Source organism: Microvirga sp. ACRRW (assembly GCF_022346925.1).
GTDB lineage: Bacteria > Pseudomonadota > Alphaproteobacteria > Rhizobiales > Beijerinckiaceae > Microvirga.
Genome location: NZ_JAKRNJ010000001.1, coordinates 840,108 through 855,599, shown reverse-complemented (window position 1 = coordinate 855,599; position 15,492 = coordinate 840,108). Strand labels below are relative to the sequence as shown.

13 protein-coding genes are annotated in these 15,492 nt (G+C 62.2%); 3 read left to right on the top strand and 10 right to left on the bottom strand.

Features of this window, described 5'->3' with window-relative positions; all coding sequences use genetic code 11:
* Positions 1-8: 8 nt before the first annotated feature.
* From MHY87_RS04240 to MHY87_RS04195, 10 genes are all read right to left on the bottom strand, one after another.
* Positions 9-1,262, bottom strand: coding sequence for a URC4/urg3 family protein (locus MHY87_RS04240; protein WP_239349665.1), 1,254 nt, complete (start codon positions 1,260-1,262; stop codon positions 9-11).
* An 87-nt stretch (positions 1,263-1,349) separates the two neighbouring features.
* Positions 1,350-2,612, bottom strand: a complete 1,263-nt coding sequence (locus MHY87_RS04235; RefSeq protein WP_239349663.1) for a GTP cyclohydrolase II — start codon at positions 2,610-2,612, stop codon at positions 1,350-1,352.
* A 266-nt stretch (positions 2,613-2,878) separates the two neighbouring features.
* The gene (locus MHY87_RS04230; protein ID WP_239349661.1) at positions 2,879-4,099 is read right to left on the bottom strand and encodes a phosphopentomutase; all 1,221 of its coding nucleotides are present in this window, start codon (positions 4,097-4,099) and stop codon (positions 2,879-2,881) included.
* A gap of 110 nt (positions 4,100-4,209) precedes the next feature.
* The gene (locus tag MHY87_RS04225) at positions 4,210-5,838 is read right to left on the bottom strand and encodes an ABC transporter ATP-binding protein (protein ID WP_239349659.1); all 1,629 of its coding nucleotides are present in this window, start codon (positions 5,836-5,838) and stop codon (positions 4,210-4,212) included.
* The gene (locus tag MHY87_RS04220; RefSeq protein ID WP_239349657.1) at positions 5,835-6,998 is read right to left on the bottom strand and encodes an ABC transporter permease; all 1,164 of its coding nucleotides are present in this window, start codon (positions 6,996-6,998) and stop codon (positions 5,835-5,837) included. The genes MHY87_RS04225 and MHY87_RS04220 overlap by 4 nt, the downstream gene beginning before the upstream one ends.
* 141 nt (positions 6,999-7,139) lie before the next feature.
* Positions 7,140-8,249 (bottom strand): microcin C ABC transporter permease YejB, encoded by a 1,110-nt coding sequence (locus MHY87_RS04215; RefSeq protein WP_239349655.1) that lies wholly within the window; start codon positions 8,247-8,249, stop codon positions 7,140-7,142.
* On the bottom strand, positions 8,249-8,641 hold the full coding sequence (locus tag MHY87_RS04210; RefSeq protein ID WP_239349653.1) for a DUF4260 domain-containing protein: 393 nt from the start codon (positions 8,639-8,641) through the stop codon (positions 8,249-8,251). The genes MHY87_RS04215 and MHY87_RS04210 overlap by 1 nt, the downstream gene beginning before the upstream one ends.
* A gap of 15 nt (positions 8,642-8,656) precedes the next feature.
* Positions 8,657-10,519 carry an extracellular solute-binding protein gene (locus tag MHY87_RS04205; protein WP_239349651.1) on the bottom strand — a complete coding sequence of 621 codons (1,863 nt, stop codon included), beginning with the start codon at positions 10,517-10,519 and terminating at the stop codon, positions 8,657-8,659.
* Positions 10,516-12,360 carry an extracellular solute-binding protein gene (locus MHY87_RS04200; protein ID WP_239349649.1) on the bottom strand — a complete coding sequence of 615 codons (1,845 nt, stop codon included), beginning with the start codon at positions 12,358-12,360 and terminating at the stop codon, positions 10,516-10,518. The genes MHY87_RS04205 and MHY87_RS04200 overlap by 4 nt, the downstream gene beginning before the upstream one ends.
* Positions 12,361-12,501: 141 nt before the next feature.
* Positions 12,502-13,044 (bottom strand): cytochrome c family protein, encoded by a 543-nt coding sequence (locus MHY87_RS04195; RefSeq protein ID WP_239349647.1) that lies wholly within the window; start codon positions 13,042-13,044, stop codon positions 12,502-12,504.
* Positions 13,045-13,324: 280 nt separating this feature from the next.
* Between MHY87_RS04195 and MHY87_RS04190 the strand changes: the two genes are divergently transcribed.
* Genes MHY87_RS04190 through MHY87_RS04180 form a run of 3 tightly spaced genes read left to right on the top strand, consistent with a single transcriptional unit; the run spans position 13,325 to position 15,446 of the window.
* Positions 13,325-14,068, top strand: coding sequence for a 3-deoxy-manno-octulosonate cytidylyltransferase (locus MHY87_RS04190; RefSeq protein ID WP_239349645.1), 744 nt, complete (start codon positions 13,325-13,327; stop codon positions 14,066-14,068).
* Complete coding sequence (locus MHY87_RS04185) at positions 14,065-14,916, top strand: prephenate dehydratase (protein WP_239349643.1); 852 nt, start codon at positions 14,065-14,067, stop codon at positions 14,914-14,916. Before MHY87_RS04190 ends, MHY87_RS04185 begins: the two co-directional genes overlap by 4 nt.
* The gene (locus tag MHY87_RS04180; protein WP_239349641.1) at positions 14,913-15,446 is read left to right on the top strand and encodes a GNAT family N-acetyltransferase; all 534 of its coding nucleotides are present in this window, start codon (positions 14,913-14,915) and stop codon (positions 15,444-15,446) included. Before MHY87_RS04185 ends, MHY87_RS04180 begins: the two co-directional genes overlap by 4 nt.
* Positions 15,447-15,492: the final 46 nt, after the last annotated feature.

Sequence of the window (15,492 nt, the reverse complement as noted above, 5' to 3'; positions counted from 1 at the left end):
CTCAATCCTCAAAACACCGTTCCGTCACTGATCACGCTGAGAGGCGGCGAGCCGTCGCCGCGCTTCTCCTTGGCCAATCTGCGCCCCGTTGCCCAGGTGCCGCCTTCGAGTGCCTTCGCGAGAGGAAAGTCCTCGGCGGTAAACCCGAGCCGGGCGCGGATCGGATCGGCAATGCGGTCCAAAAGAGCAACCGTCAAGGCCCGCCACTCCACCACGAGGGGGGAATCCACCGCATGTGCCTTTTTGGCGTCCTCGGGGTCCTTCAGGACGATCACGCCCGTGTCGAGGAAAAGGCCGCCATTGCGGTATTCCGGCAGGCCCGTGAGCCCGTTGACGTCGGTCACATTATAGCCGGCCCATTCCAGGGGCTCGATCAGCGAATAGGAGAGCCACTGGGAGAGTTTGTGGAAGGGGATGAGCCCTTTCGTGGCGTCCGGCGCCTCCACCAGGGGATGGCGCCAGGTATCGCCGAGATCGACGCCGCCCAAGGTGATGCGGCCGGGCCAGATGGGACCGAGATAGGTGAGCAGTGCCTCCAGAATGGAGGTTGCCTTGATGTCGTCGCCCTCGGCTGTCGCCACGATCACGTCGACAAGGCCGCCGGGACGGGGATCGTCCACCTGCCCGAAAATATCGGGATTGGTCGCCACGACGCGGCCCAAGCGATTCAGGAGCGCAGCGCGGCCTTCGAGCCCCACGAGCGGGTTATCTGCGGAAACCTGGAAGCCTTCGGCAAGATCGTCTGCCGTCAGCGCCATGAGCACATCCGCATCGACGCGGAAAGGGTCATCAGGCCTGCTGGAAAAGGCGCCGCCCACGAACATGTCGAAGCTCGCGACTGCCAGACCCTCGGAGCGGGTATAGGTCTCGCCCGTGCGGCCTTCCTGATAGCGCCATTGCGGGCCGGCACCCGCATCGAGCAGCACGGAAACGATGGCGAGGTCGAAGGCCGCCCGGGCCATGTCGCCCGCATTCGTCCAGGGCGCGCCATGCATCACCGCGTCCCAGCGGTCATGGCCTCCGGCCGCGAAATGCCGCCAGCGGGCATGGAAGGGGATGTCGAGCGAAGGGTAGGCCTCACGGATCGTTTTCACCACCTCGTCGGCGCAGGGCTCCAGGCGGTTCAGGTCCACGGTGAAATGCTGCAGCCGCCCCTCAAGGCCCGCGTTCAGCAATTGATGGGAGCGCTCGCGCACCGCCGCAGCATTCAGAAGCGTACGGGCGGCTTGTGTCTCAGGGGAGGAATTCGGCTGGTCCGTCACGCAGGGCTCCGCTGCTCTAAGGTGAAGAGCGATAGCATAGACTTAGGGCCGGGCCGCACTCTCGCACCCAACCGGTTGTGGAGAAGGTTAAAAGCGCTCGAGATCGCGGCCTTTCACCTTGTCGAGTTCGGATGAGTCCGGCGTTCCGTCCGGCGTGTAATAGCCGGCGGCCTTCTTGGCCTCGATCTCGACCTGCGCATCCGGTGGCACCAGTTCGGCCGGAATGGGCACGCGCTCCACCACCTCGATGCCGGAGCCGACGATAGCGTCGTACTTCATGTTCGACATGGACATGAGCCTGTCGATACGGCGGATGCCGAGCCAGTTCAGCACATCGGGCATGAGCTGCTGGAAGCGCGCATCCTGCACACCCGCCACGCATTCCGTACGCTCGAAATAGGTGGATGCTGAATCGCCGCCTTCCTGCCGCTTGCGCGCATTGTAGACAAGGAACTTCGTGACTTCGCCGAGCGCGCGGCCTTCCTTGCGGTTATAGGCAATCACGCCGACGCCGCCTTCTTGAGCTTCCCGCACGCATTCCTCGATGCCGTGCACGAGGTAAGGACGGCATGTGCAGATGTCGGAGCCGAAAACGTCGGAGCCGTTGCACTCGTCATGCACGCGGCAGGCGATGCGTGTTTTCGGATCGCTCAGGCGCGACACGTCGCCCACCACATACACGGTCGTGTTGCCGATGGGCGGCAGGAATACGCTCATGTCGGGACGCGTTACGAGTTCGGGGAACATGCCGCCGGTCTGCTCGAACAACGTGCGGCGCAATTCTCCTTCCGTGCAGCCGAAGCGCTCCGCGATGCCCGGCAGATACCACACGGGATCGACCGCGATCTTCGTCACCGAAATGTCGCCGGATTCATGCAGGAAACCGCCATCGGCCTTCAATCGCTTCGCGCCCATGGCGGAGAGGATTTCCGGCATGTTGAGGCGCGCTTTCGTCACCGCGATAGAGGGCCGGATGTCGTGGCCGCTCGCGATCTCGTCCTTGAAGACATCTCCAACCATGTGACCCCAGGGGTCGAGGGAGACGATCTTGCCGTTCTCGAACCATTGCGGATGCGGGCCGATTTCGGCGGTGGGATGCGTGTTGTGAAGGTCGGGCCGCGCGAGGGGATTGAGCGCGCGCGCCGAAATCGCCAAGGCCCGATAGAGGGAATAGGAGCCGCCATGCGCGCCGATCACGTTGCGGTCGCCGGGATTGGTCACGGTGCCGATGATCGGCCCGCGCTCATGCGGGTCCTTGGCGCCCCAATGGATTGGATGCTTGATGGTGCCTGCATTCGGCTCGGGGTGAGAGGTGAGCCGGATATGGGTCGAGCGGTTAGGCGTGCTCATGAATGATCTTCCACGCGAGAACGGGAAGACTCCCCCAACGGATCGTCAGGAAAGTCTCCTTACGATCTGTGGAAGACTGAGCCAAAGTTGCGTTGCCGTCAACGGCTCAAGCGTAGGGTGCGGCAGCGAAGCCCTAGGGCCAAGGTATCGTTCAAGGCGTCATCCCGGGGCTGCGGAGCAGAACCAGGGATCGCATGCCGATAAGAGCGCCATATTCTGAAGACGATCCCGGATCTCCGCTGCGCTTCGTCCGGGATGACGTCGGATCAGATCCACGACTTTCCCTTGCCGGGATTGGCAACGCCCACATGAGCCAGGACGCTCGCTCCAATATCGGCAAAGCTTTCCCGCCGCCCTACGCTGCCGGGCTTCACGCCTGGACCGAAGCAGAGGATCGGCACGTGTTCGCGGGTATGGTCGGTGCCTTGCCAGGAGGGGTCGTTGCCGTGATCGGCAGTGATGATGACAATGTCGCCCTCTTGCAGCGCAGCTTCGATTTCCGGCACGCGCCCGTCGAAAGCCTCCAACGCCGCCGCATAGCCTGGAATGTCGCGGCGGTGGCCGAACTCGCTGTCGAAATCGACAAGGTTCGCGAACACGAAACCGCCATCCGGCAGCGTCTTCATGGCGTCGATGGCCGCAGACAGGCAGGCATCGTTGCCGTTGGGCTTCACTTCCTTGCCGGTGCTGCGATGGGCGAAGATGTCGCCGATCTTGCCGACAGTAACTACTGCATGTCCCGCCTTCGTCAGCGTATCGAGAATGGTGTCGGACGGCGGAGGCGTTGCGAAATCCTTGCGGTTGCCCGTGCGCTTGAAACCGGTTTCCGGCGTGCCCTGGAACGGCCGCGCGATCACACGGCCGATCTTGTATTCGTCGCAGAGTTCGCGCGCGATCCGGCACACTTCGTAGAGCCGCTCCAACCCGAACGTTTCCTCATGCGCCGCGATCTGCAGCACGCTGTCGACGGAGGTGTAGCAGATCGGCTTGCCGGTCCTTAAGTGCTCGACGGCGAACTCATCGATGATGGCCGTGCCCGAGGCATGCTTGTCGCCGAGAATGCCCGGAAGCTTCGCGCGCTCGATCAGCGCATGCGTGAGCTTTTGCGGGAAGGTCGGAACCGTGTTGGGGAAATAGCCCCAATCGAACGTGACCGGAACGCCCGCGATCTCCCAATGGCCGGACGGCGTATCCTTGCCCTTGGAGGTCTCGACGCCGTAGCCCCATGCGCCTTTCAATGCACCTTGAGGGCTTAAGTTCGGCGGCAGGCGGCCCGTGGAGGCCTCACAGGCCAAGCCCAAGCCCAAAGCCGTCATATGAGGCAGGTGAAGCGGTCCCTGGCGCAAGCCTTGCTGGTCGCCACGGCCCTCGGCGCAGGCCTCGGCAATGTGCCCGACGGTATCGGCGCCGACATCGCCATAGGAATCCGCATCTTCAGCCCCGCCGATGCCGACGGAATCGAGAACGATGAGGAGAGCACGTGCCATATTGAAGTCCTTCAAGCCGTCAGAGAGGCAATTGATACGGCATTACGTCGAAAGATGCGATGCTGCAAATTCATGAGGGAGCCTGCCATGATGATATGGGTTGCCCTGTGTCATTGGCGAACCGAATTGTCTCCGGCCGTCTCCAGGTTGAACGCCGCCGCGAACAGCGCCTTTGTGTATTCCGTGCGAGGCGCGGTGAAGATCGTTTCCGCCGGCCCTTCCTCGACGACCTTGCCGTTCTGCATTACCATCACGTGGTTCGCGAGCGCGCGGACCACCTTCAAATCGTGGCTGATGAACATATAGGCGAGGTCGCGGCGCTTCTGAAGGTCGCGCAGGAGTTCCACGATCTGCGCCTGCACGGACATGTCGAGCGCCGATGTCGGCTCGTCGAGCAGAATGAACTGCGGCTCCAGCGCCATGGCGCGGGCAATGGCGATGCGCTGGCGCTGACCGCCGGAGAATTCATGCGGATAGCGGTCCATGGTGGCGGGGTCGAGGCCCACATCGTGCAGGGCCCTCGCCACTACATCGCGGCGTTGCCGGTAATCGAGGCCCTTGTCCTGAACGAGCAGGCCTTCCTCCACGATCTCGGCCACCGACATGCGCGGCGAGAGCGAGCCGTAAGGGTCCTGGAACACCACCTGGAGATCTTTCCGCATGGGGCGGATCTCGCGCGAGCGCAAATTGTCGACGCGGTTGCCGAGAAAGACGATGGGGCCTTCCGATTGCACGAGGCGCAGGATGGCGAGGCCGAGCGTGGTTTTTCCTGAGCCGGATTCGCCCACCACGCCCACCGTCTCACCCTTGCGCACGCGCACCGAAACGCCGTCCACAGCCTTCACGTGGCCAACTGTTTTCTGGAAGAAGCCGCGCTTGATCGGAAACCACACTTTGATCGGACCCGCTTCGACGATCACGGGCGCGCTCGCTTCGACCGGATTGGCGCGGCCCTTCGGCTCGGCGGCGAGAAGTTTCTGCGTGTAGGCGTGCTGCGGGTTGTCGAAAACCTCTGCCACCGTTCCATGCTCGACGATCTTGCCGCCCAGCATCACGCAGACGCGGTCGGCAACTTTGCGCACGATGCCGAGATCGTGCGTGATGAAGAGCATGGACATGCCGAGCTTGGCTTTCAGCTCGGCGAGAAGTTTCAGGATCTGCGCCTGCACCGTCACGTCGAGTGCCGTCGTCGGCTCATCCGCGATGAGAAGATCGGGCTCGTTCGCGAGCGCCATGGCGATCATCACGCGCTGGCGCTGGCCGCCGGAGAGCTGATGCGGATAGGCTTTCAGCCTCGACTCCGCATCGCGGATGCCGACGAGCTGCAACAGCTCCAGCGTGCGGGCGCGCGCGTCCCTGTCGGAGAGGCCTTTGTGAAGCTTCAGGATCTCGCCGATTTGCCGGTCGATGGTGTGAAGCGGATTGAGCGAGGTCATCGGCTCCTGGAACACCATGGTGATGTCGTCGCCGCGCACCCGGCGCATTTCGTCTTCCGTCAAGGCGATCAGGTCCTTGCCCTTGAACAGGACCTTGCCCGACGGATGATGCGCGGACGGGTAGGGCAGAAGCTTCAGGATAGACAGAGCCGAAACCGACTTGCCGGAACCCGACTCGCCCACCAGCGCCACCGTCTCGCCCGGCATGATGTCGAACGAGATGCGGTCCACCGCCAGCGTGTCACGCTCGCCCTGTCGGAACGCGACGGAGAGGTCTTGGACGGAAAGCAGAGGCTCTGTCATCGGAATGTCTTTCTCGGATCGAAGGCGTCACGCACCGCTTCGCCGATGAAGATGAGGAGGCTGAGCATCAGAGCGATCACGAAGAACCCGGCAAGGCCGAGCCAGGGGGCCTGCAGGTTGGCCTTGCCTTGCGCCAGCAATTCTCCGAGCGAGGGAGAGCCTGGCGGCAGGCCGAAGCCGAGGAAGTCGAGAGAGGTGAGCGTCGTGATCGAGCCGTTGATGATGAACGGCATGAAGGTCAAGGTCGCGACCATCGCGTTCGGCAGAAGGTGCTTGAACATGATAGTGGCGTTCGAGAGCCCCAGGGCGCGCGCGGCGCGTACGTATTCGAAGTTTCTGGCGCGCAGGAACTCTGCGCGCACCACGCCCACCAGAGACACCCAGGAGAAGAGCAGCAGGATGCCGAGCAGCACGAAGAAGCTCGGCGTGATGATCGCGGAAATGATGATGAGCAGGTAGAGGGAAGGGATCGCGGTCCAGATTTCGATGAAGCGCTGCGCGATGAGATCGATCCAGCCACCGTAATAGCCCTGCACCGCGCCCGCGAGAATGCCGATGACGGACGAGATGCCGGCGAGGATCAGACCGAAGAGAACGGAGATGCGGAAGCCGTAGATCAATCGTGCCACTACATCGCGGCCTTGGTCGTCGGTGCCGAGCCAGTTCCACTCGATGCTGTCGCAGCCCGTGCCGCCATTGCGCTCCGCGATGGGGCGGCATTGCTCGTCGGTGAGCATCCACGTGGGCGGCGCAGGCGCGGGCACCGGAAGGTCGAGGTTGTGCGTATTGTAGGAGAAACGGATTGGCGCCCAGAGGAGCCACCCATTCTCCTGGATCTCTTTTGAAATGACGGGATCACGATAATCGGTCTGCGCCAGGAAGCCGCCGAACTTCTCCTCCGGGTAATCCACAAAGGCGGGATAAAGCAGCTCGCCCTTGTAGGAGGCGAGGATCGGCTTGTCGTTGGCGATGAGCTCGGCAAACAGGCTCAAGACGAACAGGACCAGGAAGATCCAGAACGACCAATAGCCACGCCTGTTCGCCTTGAAGTTCGCAAACCGCCGCCGGTTCAATGGCGAGAGCTTAATGAAGCCTTCTTTCGGCAGCGGCGGCGCGACGGGCGAGGCGGCAGGGGAAACGACGGGAACGTTCTCGTTCATTGCGCGCCTCCGCTCTGTGTCATCCCCGGCGAGCCGCAGGCGAGGGAAGGGGATCCACGACTGGGTGCGGCGCTATGGATTCCCTTCCCCTTCGCTGCGCTCCGGCCGGGAATGACAAGAAGGCATGATTGCTTCAACATCTCACGCCTCCCTGGTCTCGAAATCGATCCGCGGATCGATCCAGGTATAGGTGAGATCGGAAAGCAGGTTCACCACTAATCCCATGAGGGAGAAGATGTAGAGGTTGGCGAACACCACCGGATAGTCGCGGTTCACGATGGATTCGAAAGAGAGAAGCCCAAGGCCGTCGAGGGAGAAGATCGTCTCGATGAGAAGCGAGCCCGCGAAGAAGGCGCTGATGAAGGCGCCCGGGAAACCGGCGATGACGATCAGCATGGCATTGCGGAACACGTGGCCGTAAAGCACCTGCCGCTCGGACAGCCCCTTCATGCGGGCGGTGAGCACGTACTGCTTGCGGATCTCGTCGAGGAAGGAGTTCTTCGTGAGAAGCGTCGAGGTGGCGAAAGCGCCGAGCGCCATGGCGGTGATTGGCAGCACGAGATGCCAGAAGTAATCGGCGATCTGCATGTACCACGGCAGGAGAGCCCAGTTCTCGGAGGTCAGGCCGCGCAAGGGAAAGAACTGCCAGAACGATCCGCCCGCGAAGAGAACGATGAGTAGGATCGCAAAGAGGAAGCCTGGAATTGCATAGCCGACGATCACGATGGCCGAAGTCCAGATGTCGAAGGACGAGCCGTCGCGGATCGCTTTCCTGATGCCGAGCGGAATCGAGATGGCGTAGGACAGGAGTGTCATCCATAGGCCCAAACTGATCGAGACCGGAAGCTTCTCCTTGATGAGTTCCAGAACGGAAATGTCGCGAAAATAACTCTTGCCGAAATCGAAGCGCGCATAATCCCACAGCATCTTGAAGAAGCGCTCATGAGCGGGCTTGTCGAAGCCGAACTGCGCTTCCAGCTGTTTGATGAATTGCGGATCGAGGCCTTGCGCGCCGCGATAGCGCGATGTGGACGCATCGCCTGCGCCGACAGCGCTCTGGCTTCCAGCCGAGACATCGCCGCCTCCGCCGGAAATGCGCGAGGTCGCGCCCGAATCCTGTCCCTGCAATTGCGCGATGATGCGCTCGACAGGTCCGCCTGGAGCGAACTGCACGAGCACGAAGGAAATGAGCATGATCCCGAGGATCGTCGGAATCATGAGGAGAATGCGGCGTGCGATGTAAGCCAGCATCAGGCTTCAGCCTTGTTGCGGCCGATGCGGCCGAGATGGGTGTCGTTGAAAGCGGTTTCGTATTTCAATCCGTATCCCACCATGCGGTCGAACCCGATATGCGCCGCCCAGATGGCGGCAAGCCCAAGAAGGAGAGAGGCGTTCAGGGCAAGCCCGATGCCTGTCAGGAGCGCAGGCCCGAGCGTGGTATGGGCGGCATTATAGATCGCGGCACCAGCCTTAGGTCCCGCCATGTAGCCTGCAAAGCTCAAGTCGGGGCTGAAGAACAAAACGGCGAAGAGCACCCACGACTGCTCCGTTTGAGCAAAAAACCAGGTGCCGAGAACGAACAGCGCCAAACCTTCGAGACGCAGAAGCAGGCGGGGCATGCCCGCCACGGCTGGAGCCGTCATGAACGTATTCAAACCTTATCCTCGTCCGATCCGCTTGGCCTTCTCGGCATCGTACCACCAGGTTCCCGGCGCGCCGGAAGAGAAGCGAGGCTTCTTCTCAGGCCGTGAGAACTGGTCCCAATAGGCGATCCATTCACTGGGTCGGTTCCACATGGGCACCCAATAATGGCCCGAACGGAGAACCCGGTCCAGAGCGCGGCAGGCGGTGTTAAGTTCCTGGCGCGACTTGGCATTGGCGATCTTCTCGACGAGCGCGTCGACGGCCGGGTTGGAAATGCCCGCGATATTCTGGGAACCGGGTGTTTTCGCAGCCTCCGAACCATAGACGACGCGCAGGCTGTCGCCGGGCGTCGATCCGCCGAAGAGGTTGCGGCTCGCCATGTCGAAGTCGAACTCCTCCATGCGGCGCTGATATTGCGCGGCATCGACGATGCGGGAGGAGGCCTCGATGCCGAGCCGCTTCAGGTTGGCCTGGAAGGGCTGCGTATGCGGCTGAAGGAAGCTGGACGAGTCGAGAAACTCGATCCGCAGCGGCTGTCCGTTGGGCAATTTCAGCACGCCGCCCTCACGCTTGCAGCCCGCCTCGCGCAACAGCTCGTCCGCACGGCGCAGCAGCTTCCTGTCCTGTCCCGATCCATCGGAGACGGGCGGTACGGGCGGCTCGCCGAACACCAAGGCTGGCAGCTGAGCGCGGAACGGCTCCAGCAGCGCCAATTCCTCGGGTGAAGGCAGACCCGTCGCCTTCATGTCGCTGTTCTCGAAATACGACGTGGTGCGCTCGTAGAGGCCGAACATGATGTTCGCGTTCGTCCATTCGAAATCGAATGCGAGCCCGATGGCTTCGCGGATGCGCGGGTCCTTGAAAGCCTCGCGGCGCGTGTTGAAATACCAGCCTTGGATGGAGGATGGCGCGTCGTTCGAGATCTCTTCCTTCTTCACCTTGCCTTCGCGCACAGCCGGAAAATCGTAGCCGGTTGACCAGATGCGCGAGGTGAATTCCTCATGGTAGTTGAGCGTTCCGTTCTTGAACGCCTCGAAGGCCACCGTGCGATCGCGGAAGTATTCCCAGCGGATGCGGTCGAAATTGTTCAGGCCCACATTCACCGGAAGGTCTTTCGCCCAGTAATCCGGCACACGCTCGAACTCGATATAGCGCCCCGTCTCGAACTTGCCGACCTTGTACGGGCCGGAGCCGAGCGGCGCTTCCAGGGTAGAGGCTTCGAAATCCTTGCCCTGCCAGTAGCGCTCAGAGAAGATCGGCAATGCCGCGACCACAAGATGCAGGTCACGGCTGCGCTGCGGCGTGAATGTGACGCGCAGAACGTCGTCCGCCTCGGCTGTCGCGGAGGCCATCTGCGTCAGCAGAGAGCGATAAACGGGATGCCCTTTCTCCTTCAGGATATTCAGGGAGAAAGCCGCATCCTTGGCCGTCAGCTTCGAGCCGTCATGAAAGCGCGCTTCGGGGCGGAGGGTGAAGCGGTAGGTCAGCTTGTCGTCCGAGATGCGCACGCTTTTCGCAACGAGGCCGTAAAGCGCATCAGGCTCGTCGCCAGAGCCCGCCATCAGCGAGTCGAAGGTCGCGCCCATGCCGGCGGCGCCGTCGCCGCGCAGCACATAGATATTGAGCGTGTTGAAGGTGTCGAAGTTCTGATTGCCGCTGCCCTGCTTGATCTGCAGCACCAGCGTGCCGCCTTTGGGGGCGGCGGGATTGACGTAGTCGAAATGCTTGAAATCGGGCGGAAGCTTCAGCTCGCCGAAGGCGGAGAGGCCATGGGTTTCGGCTCCGCCTTCCTGTGCGAAACCGGATCTCGGGAGGATGCTCAAGACGGCGCCCGCGGCACCTGTTTTAAGAATGGCGCGGCGATTGAAGGTTCTCATCGCGGTGCTCCCGTCTTGGCGGCCTTGGCTTCGTCATACCACCAGATGGTCGGGAACGCCGCGCCGCCGTAGCGCGGCATGTTCTCCGGATGGCTGTAGCGGTTCCACCTCGCGGTGCGCTGCTTTCCGTATGTCCAATGCGGCACGACGTAGTTGTGCGCGAGAAGCACGCGGTCGAGCGCTTTCGTTGCCGCGACGAGCTCATCGCGATCTTTCGCGAAGATCACCTTGTCGATCAAGGCATCGATGCCTGGATCCGTAATGCCTGCAATGTTCTGCGAGCCTTCACGCTTGGCCGTTTGAGAGCCCCAGAATTCGCGTTGCTCGTTGCCGGGAGACAACGTCTGCGGCCATAAATTCGTGGTCATGTCGAAATCGAACGAACGGGTTCGGTTGATGTATTGAGCGTCATCGACGATGCGCACGTTGACCTCGATGCCGAGCCGATTGAGAACATTCTTGTAAGGAAGGACATACCGCTCGTCCGTTGGCGAGCTGCCGAGGAATTCCACGGAGAAAACCTCACCTTTCGCACTCACTCTGCGACCGCCTTTCGCCTCCCAGCCCGCTTCGCGCAGCAGGCGGTCGGCCTCGCGCAGATTGTTGCGCACGGCGTCCGGCGTGTCGTTGACGGGGTTCTTGTATGGGGTCGTGAAGACCTCCTGCGGAACCTTATCGCGCACGGATTCGAGAATGGCGAGCTCCTGTCCTTCCGGCAGACCGGACGAAGCAATGTCGAGGCCTTGGAAGTAGCTCGCGATGCGCTCATACTGGCCCGAGAAGATGGCCTTGTTGAGCTCTTCGAAGGGGAAGGCTAGATTGAAGGCACGGCGCACGCGCTCGTCCTTGAACTTGTCGCGTCTTAGATTGAAAACGAAAGCCTGCATCACGCCGTTGGCACGCTGGGGAAATTCCTCGAGAACGACACGGCCTTCCTGGCGCGCAGGGAAATCGTAACCCGTGGCCCAATTGCGTGCGATATTCTCTGTGCGGAAATCGGTTCGGTCGCCCTTGAACGCTTCGAGCAGAACGGTCGCATCGCGATAATACTCGAAGCGGATTTCGTCGAAATTGTTCTGGCCCACATTCACGTTGAGGCCCGCGCCCCAGTAATCCTTCACGCGTTCGTACGAAACCGTACGGCCTGCCTCGAAACTCTTGATGCGATAAGGACCCGAACCCAGAGGCGGTTCCAGTGTCGTCTGCGTGACATCGCGCTTGCGGCCGTCCGGAGCCGTGCCTTCCCACCAATGCTTGGGCAGAATAGTGAGCTGGCCCATGATCTGCGGCAGCTCGCGATTGCCTTTCTGATCGAAGGTGAATTTCACCTCCCGGTCTGCAATCTTCTCGGCTTTGACGACGTTGGCATAGTACGAGGCATAAAGGGGGCTGTTGGCCTTCAGGACCTCAAAGGAGAAGATTGCATCCTCGGCGATGATCGGCTGCCCATCATGCCAGCGGGCTTCCGGACGGAGCCGAAAGGTGACGGAGGAAAAATCCTCCGGATAGCTGAAGGATTCCGCCAGAAGGCCATAAGCAGCACTCGCTTCGTCGAGGGAAGGAGTAGCGAGAGACTCATAGATGAGGGGGATGCCCAGGGCAGGTGTGCCCTTCACGCCCGCGACCACGATGTTGAAGCTGTCGAAGGTGCCCTGCGCGCCGAGCCGCACCAGTCCGCCCCTTGGAGCGTTGGGGTTCACATAGTCGAAATGCTTGAAGCCGGGCTGATACTTGGGCTCTCCGAGGAGAGCCGCGCCATGCCGCCACTGGGCTTCCTGAGCTGCAAGAGGAGTGAGGGTAAGGCAAGCGGCCAGGAAGCTTAGCAGAAGGGTGCGGATCACAAGGCATCTCCTGAAGGACGAGGCGTCTGTCGTCAGGTTTACATTTTTGTGCGCCTTGGGGCGAGCGCAAGGCGCGCGAATAAAACAAAAGCCGGGCTCGAGGGCCCGGCTTCGGTCAAATTCAGGTGTTCGCTTAAAGGCTTACTGGGCCGGGAAGGCCACCGGGCTGTCGGACAGGGTCCGCAGATAGGCCAGCAGGTCCGCGCGTTCCTTGTCGGTCGCGATGCCCGCAAAGGCCATGATCGTGCCGGGGGTGGCCTTCTTCGGGTTGTGAACGAAGTCGTTCAGAGCCTCGTAGGTCCAGTTGCCGCCATGGGCCTTCATGGCGCCCGAGTAGTTGAAGCCCTCATGGGAAGCCACGGGGCGGCCCACGACGCCATAGAGGTTCGGGCCGACCTTGTTCGCGCCGCCCTTTTCGAAGGTGTGGCAGGAGGCGCACTTCTTGGCTGCGGCCTGGCCCTTGGCCGGGTCGGCGCTGGCCAGAAGAACGGGGAGGGGCTGAGCCGGAGCGGCGGCAGCACCGCCGGCGCCACCGGCAGCGGCCTCCTCGGCGGCCGGAAGATCATAGCCCGGAACGGCAGGGGCATGAGCCGAGAACAGGCCTTCGGCCACGACCTTGACGCCAACCACGAAGAGAAGCGTGCCGAAAACGGCGCCCAGGATCTTATTGGTCTCGATATTCATAAATCAGGCTCTCCTCGCCTTGGTCACGGCGAACCCAGCGCAAACAGAACAGCTCCACGGGCGGGCGCCCGCGAGATACGGGGCGTTGCTTAGCCGTTGAGGTGGGGGTTTGACAATGGGGTTCTTTAGATCTCTTCGAGGTTTTCGGCGCTCCTATGGTCGCAGCACTGGCTGACAAACGCCTGAATTCCGCCGGAGGTCCGGCCGCAGGCCGGCCTCGGACCATGACAAATGGTCCCTGCCTTGGTAAGGACGCGCAGCTTCAAACCCTCGAGAATCCATGTCCGACCCTCTCGTTCTCATTCCCGCCCGCCTTGCGGCGACCCGCCTGCCGAACAAGCCCCTGGCCGATATCGCGGGAGAGCCCATGATCGTTCATGTCTGGCGCCGTGCCATGGAGGCCGGGATCGGGCCGGTGGCGATTGCCACCGACGCGCCCGAGATAGCCGAGGCAGTGGCGAAAGCCGGCGGCCGGGCGGTCATGACCCGGGCCGACCACGCCTCCGGCTCCGACCGCATCTTCGAGGCTGTGGAAAAGCTCGATCCGGAAGGCCGCCACGACGTGGTGGTGAACGTCCAGGGCGATTTGCCGACCGTGGACCCGGCGGCCATCGCGGCCTCCATCTCGCCTCTCGCGGATTCGTCCGTCGATCTCGCCACCCTCGTGGCGGTAATCGAACGCGAGGAGGAGAAGACCAATCCCAACGTCGTGAAGATGGTGGGCGCGGAAGTCTCCCCCGGCCGCTTCCGGGCGCTCTACTTCACCCGCGCCACGGCTCCCTATGGGGACGGCCCGCTTTACCACCACATCGGCCTCTACGCCTATCGCCGCAAAGCCCTGCAGCGCTTCGTCGGCATGAAGCCGTCTCCGCTGGAGCTGCGCGAGAAGCTGGAGCAGCTGCGCGCGCTGGAAGCAGGCATGCGTATCGATGCGGTCGTGGTGAACGATGTGCCGCTCGGCGTCGACACGCCCCACGATCTGGACAGAGCCCGCGAAATCATCGCGGCCCGGAGAACAGCATGAAACAGGTTATTTCGTTCCAGGGTGAGCCGGGAGCCAATTCCCACATCATCTGCTCGCAGATGTATCCCGATTGGGAAGTGCTGCCGTGCCCCACCTTCGAGGATGCGTTCGCCGCCGTGAAGGACAGCGAGGCGGGGCTTGCCATGATCCCGATCGAGAATTCGATCGCGGGCCGCGTGGCGGACATCCATCACCTGCTGCCGACATCCGGCCTGCACATTATCGGCGAGGGCTTCCTGCCGATTCATTTTCAGCTTATGGCGCTGCCGGAGGCCGATCTCGGCACGATCAAGAGCGTGTACAGCCACGTCCATGCGCTCGGCCAATGCCGCAAGATCATCCGCAAGCTCGGATTGAAGGCGCATGTGGCCGGCGACACCGCAGGCTCCGCGCGCCAGGTCGCCGAGTGGAAGGATCCCACGCGCGCCTCGCTCTCGCCGCGCATGGCGGCCGACCTCTACGGCCTGAAGGTCATCGCTGAAAACGTGGAGGACGAGGCGCACAACACCACGCGCTTCGTCGTTCTGTCGAAGACGCCGCATTGGGCGCCTGCAGGCAATGGCCCGACCGTCACCTCTTTCGTCTTCCGCGTGCGCAACCTGCCCGCCGCGCTCTACAAGGCGCTCGGCGGTTTCGCGACGAACGGCATCAACATGACGAAGCTCGAAAGCTACATGCTGGAGGGCGAATTCCTGGCGACGCAGTTCTACGCCGAGGTCGATGGCCATCCGGAGGATGCAAACCTCAAGCGCGCGCTGGAAGAACTCGAGTTCTTCTCCCGCGAGCTACGCATTCTCGGCGTCTATTCCGCCGATCCGTTCCGCGAGAAAATTCGCGAGGTCGAGTGACGTTTCTCATCCGCGAAGGCCTCGCGATCGATGTGGATGGTATCGCGAGAGTGCATGTTCAGGGCTGGCGTGAATCCTACAAGGATTTCATGACGCCTGAGGCGCTTGCCGGCCTCTCCGTCGAAGAGCGCAGACATATGTGGCAAGGCATTCTGGCGCAAGATGACGCGCAGGCAAAGCTCGCCGTTGCGCTGGATGCCGACGGCGAGATCGTCGGCTTCGCGCGGGGCGGTCCGATCCGCAACAAGGGCGCCGATCTTCTCGGAACGGATGCGGAGATTTTCGCGATCTATCTGCTCGACAAGGTGAAGCGGCAGGGTCTCGGGCGCAAGCTGATGGCTGTGGTGTTCGATCACCTGGCCGCTCAAGGATTCCGATCTGTGGGCCTGTGGGTTCTGAAAGAGAATGGTGCGGCGCGCCGTTTCTACGAAACGCTCGGCGGACAGGCGGGGCCTGAGCAGAGCTTCGACGTGCGCGGCCAGATGCTTACGGAAGTGGCGTATCGCTTCGAGCCGATTCCGCGAGTTTGACTGCGTCATCCCGGACGAAGCGCAGAGAAGATCCGGGATCGTGAGC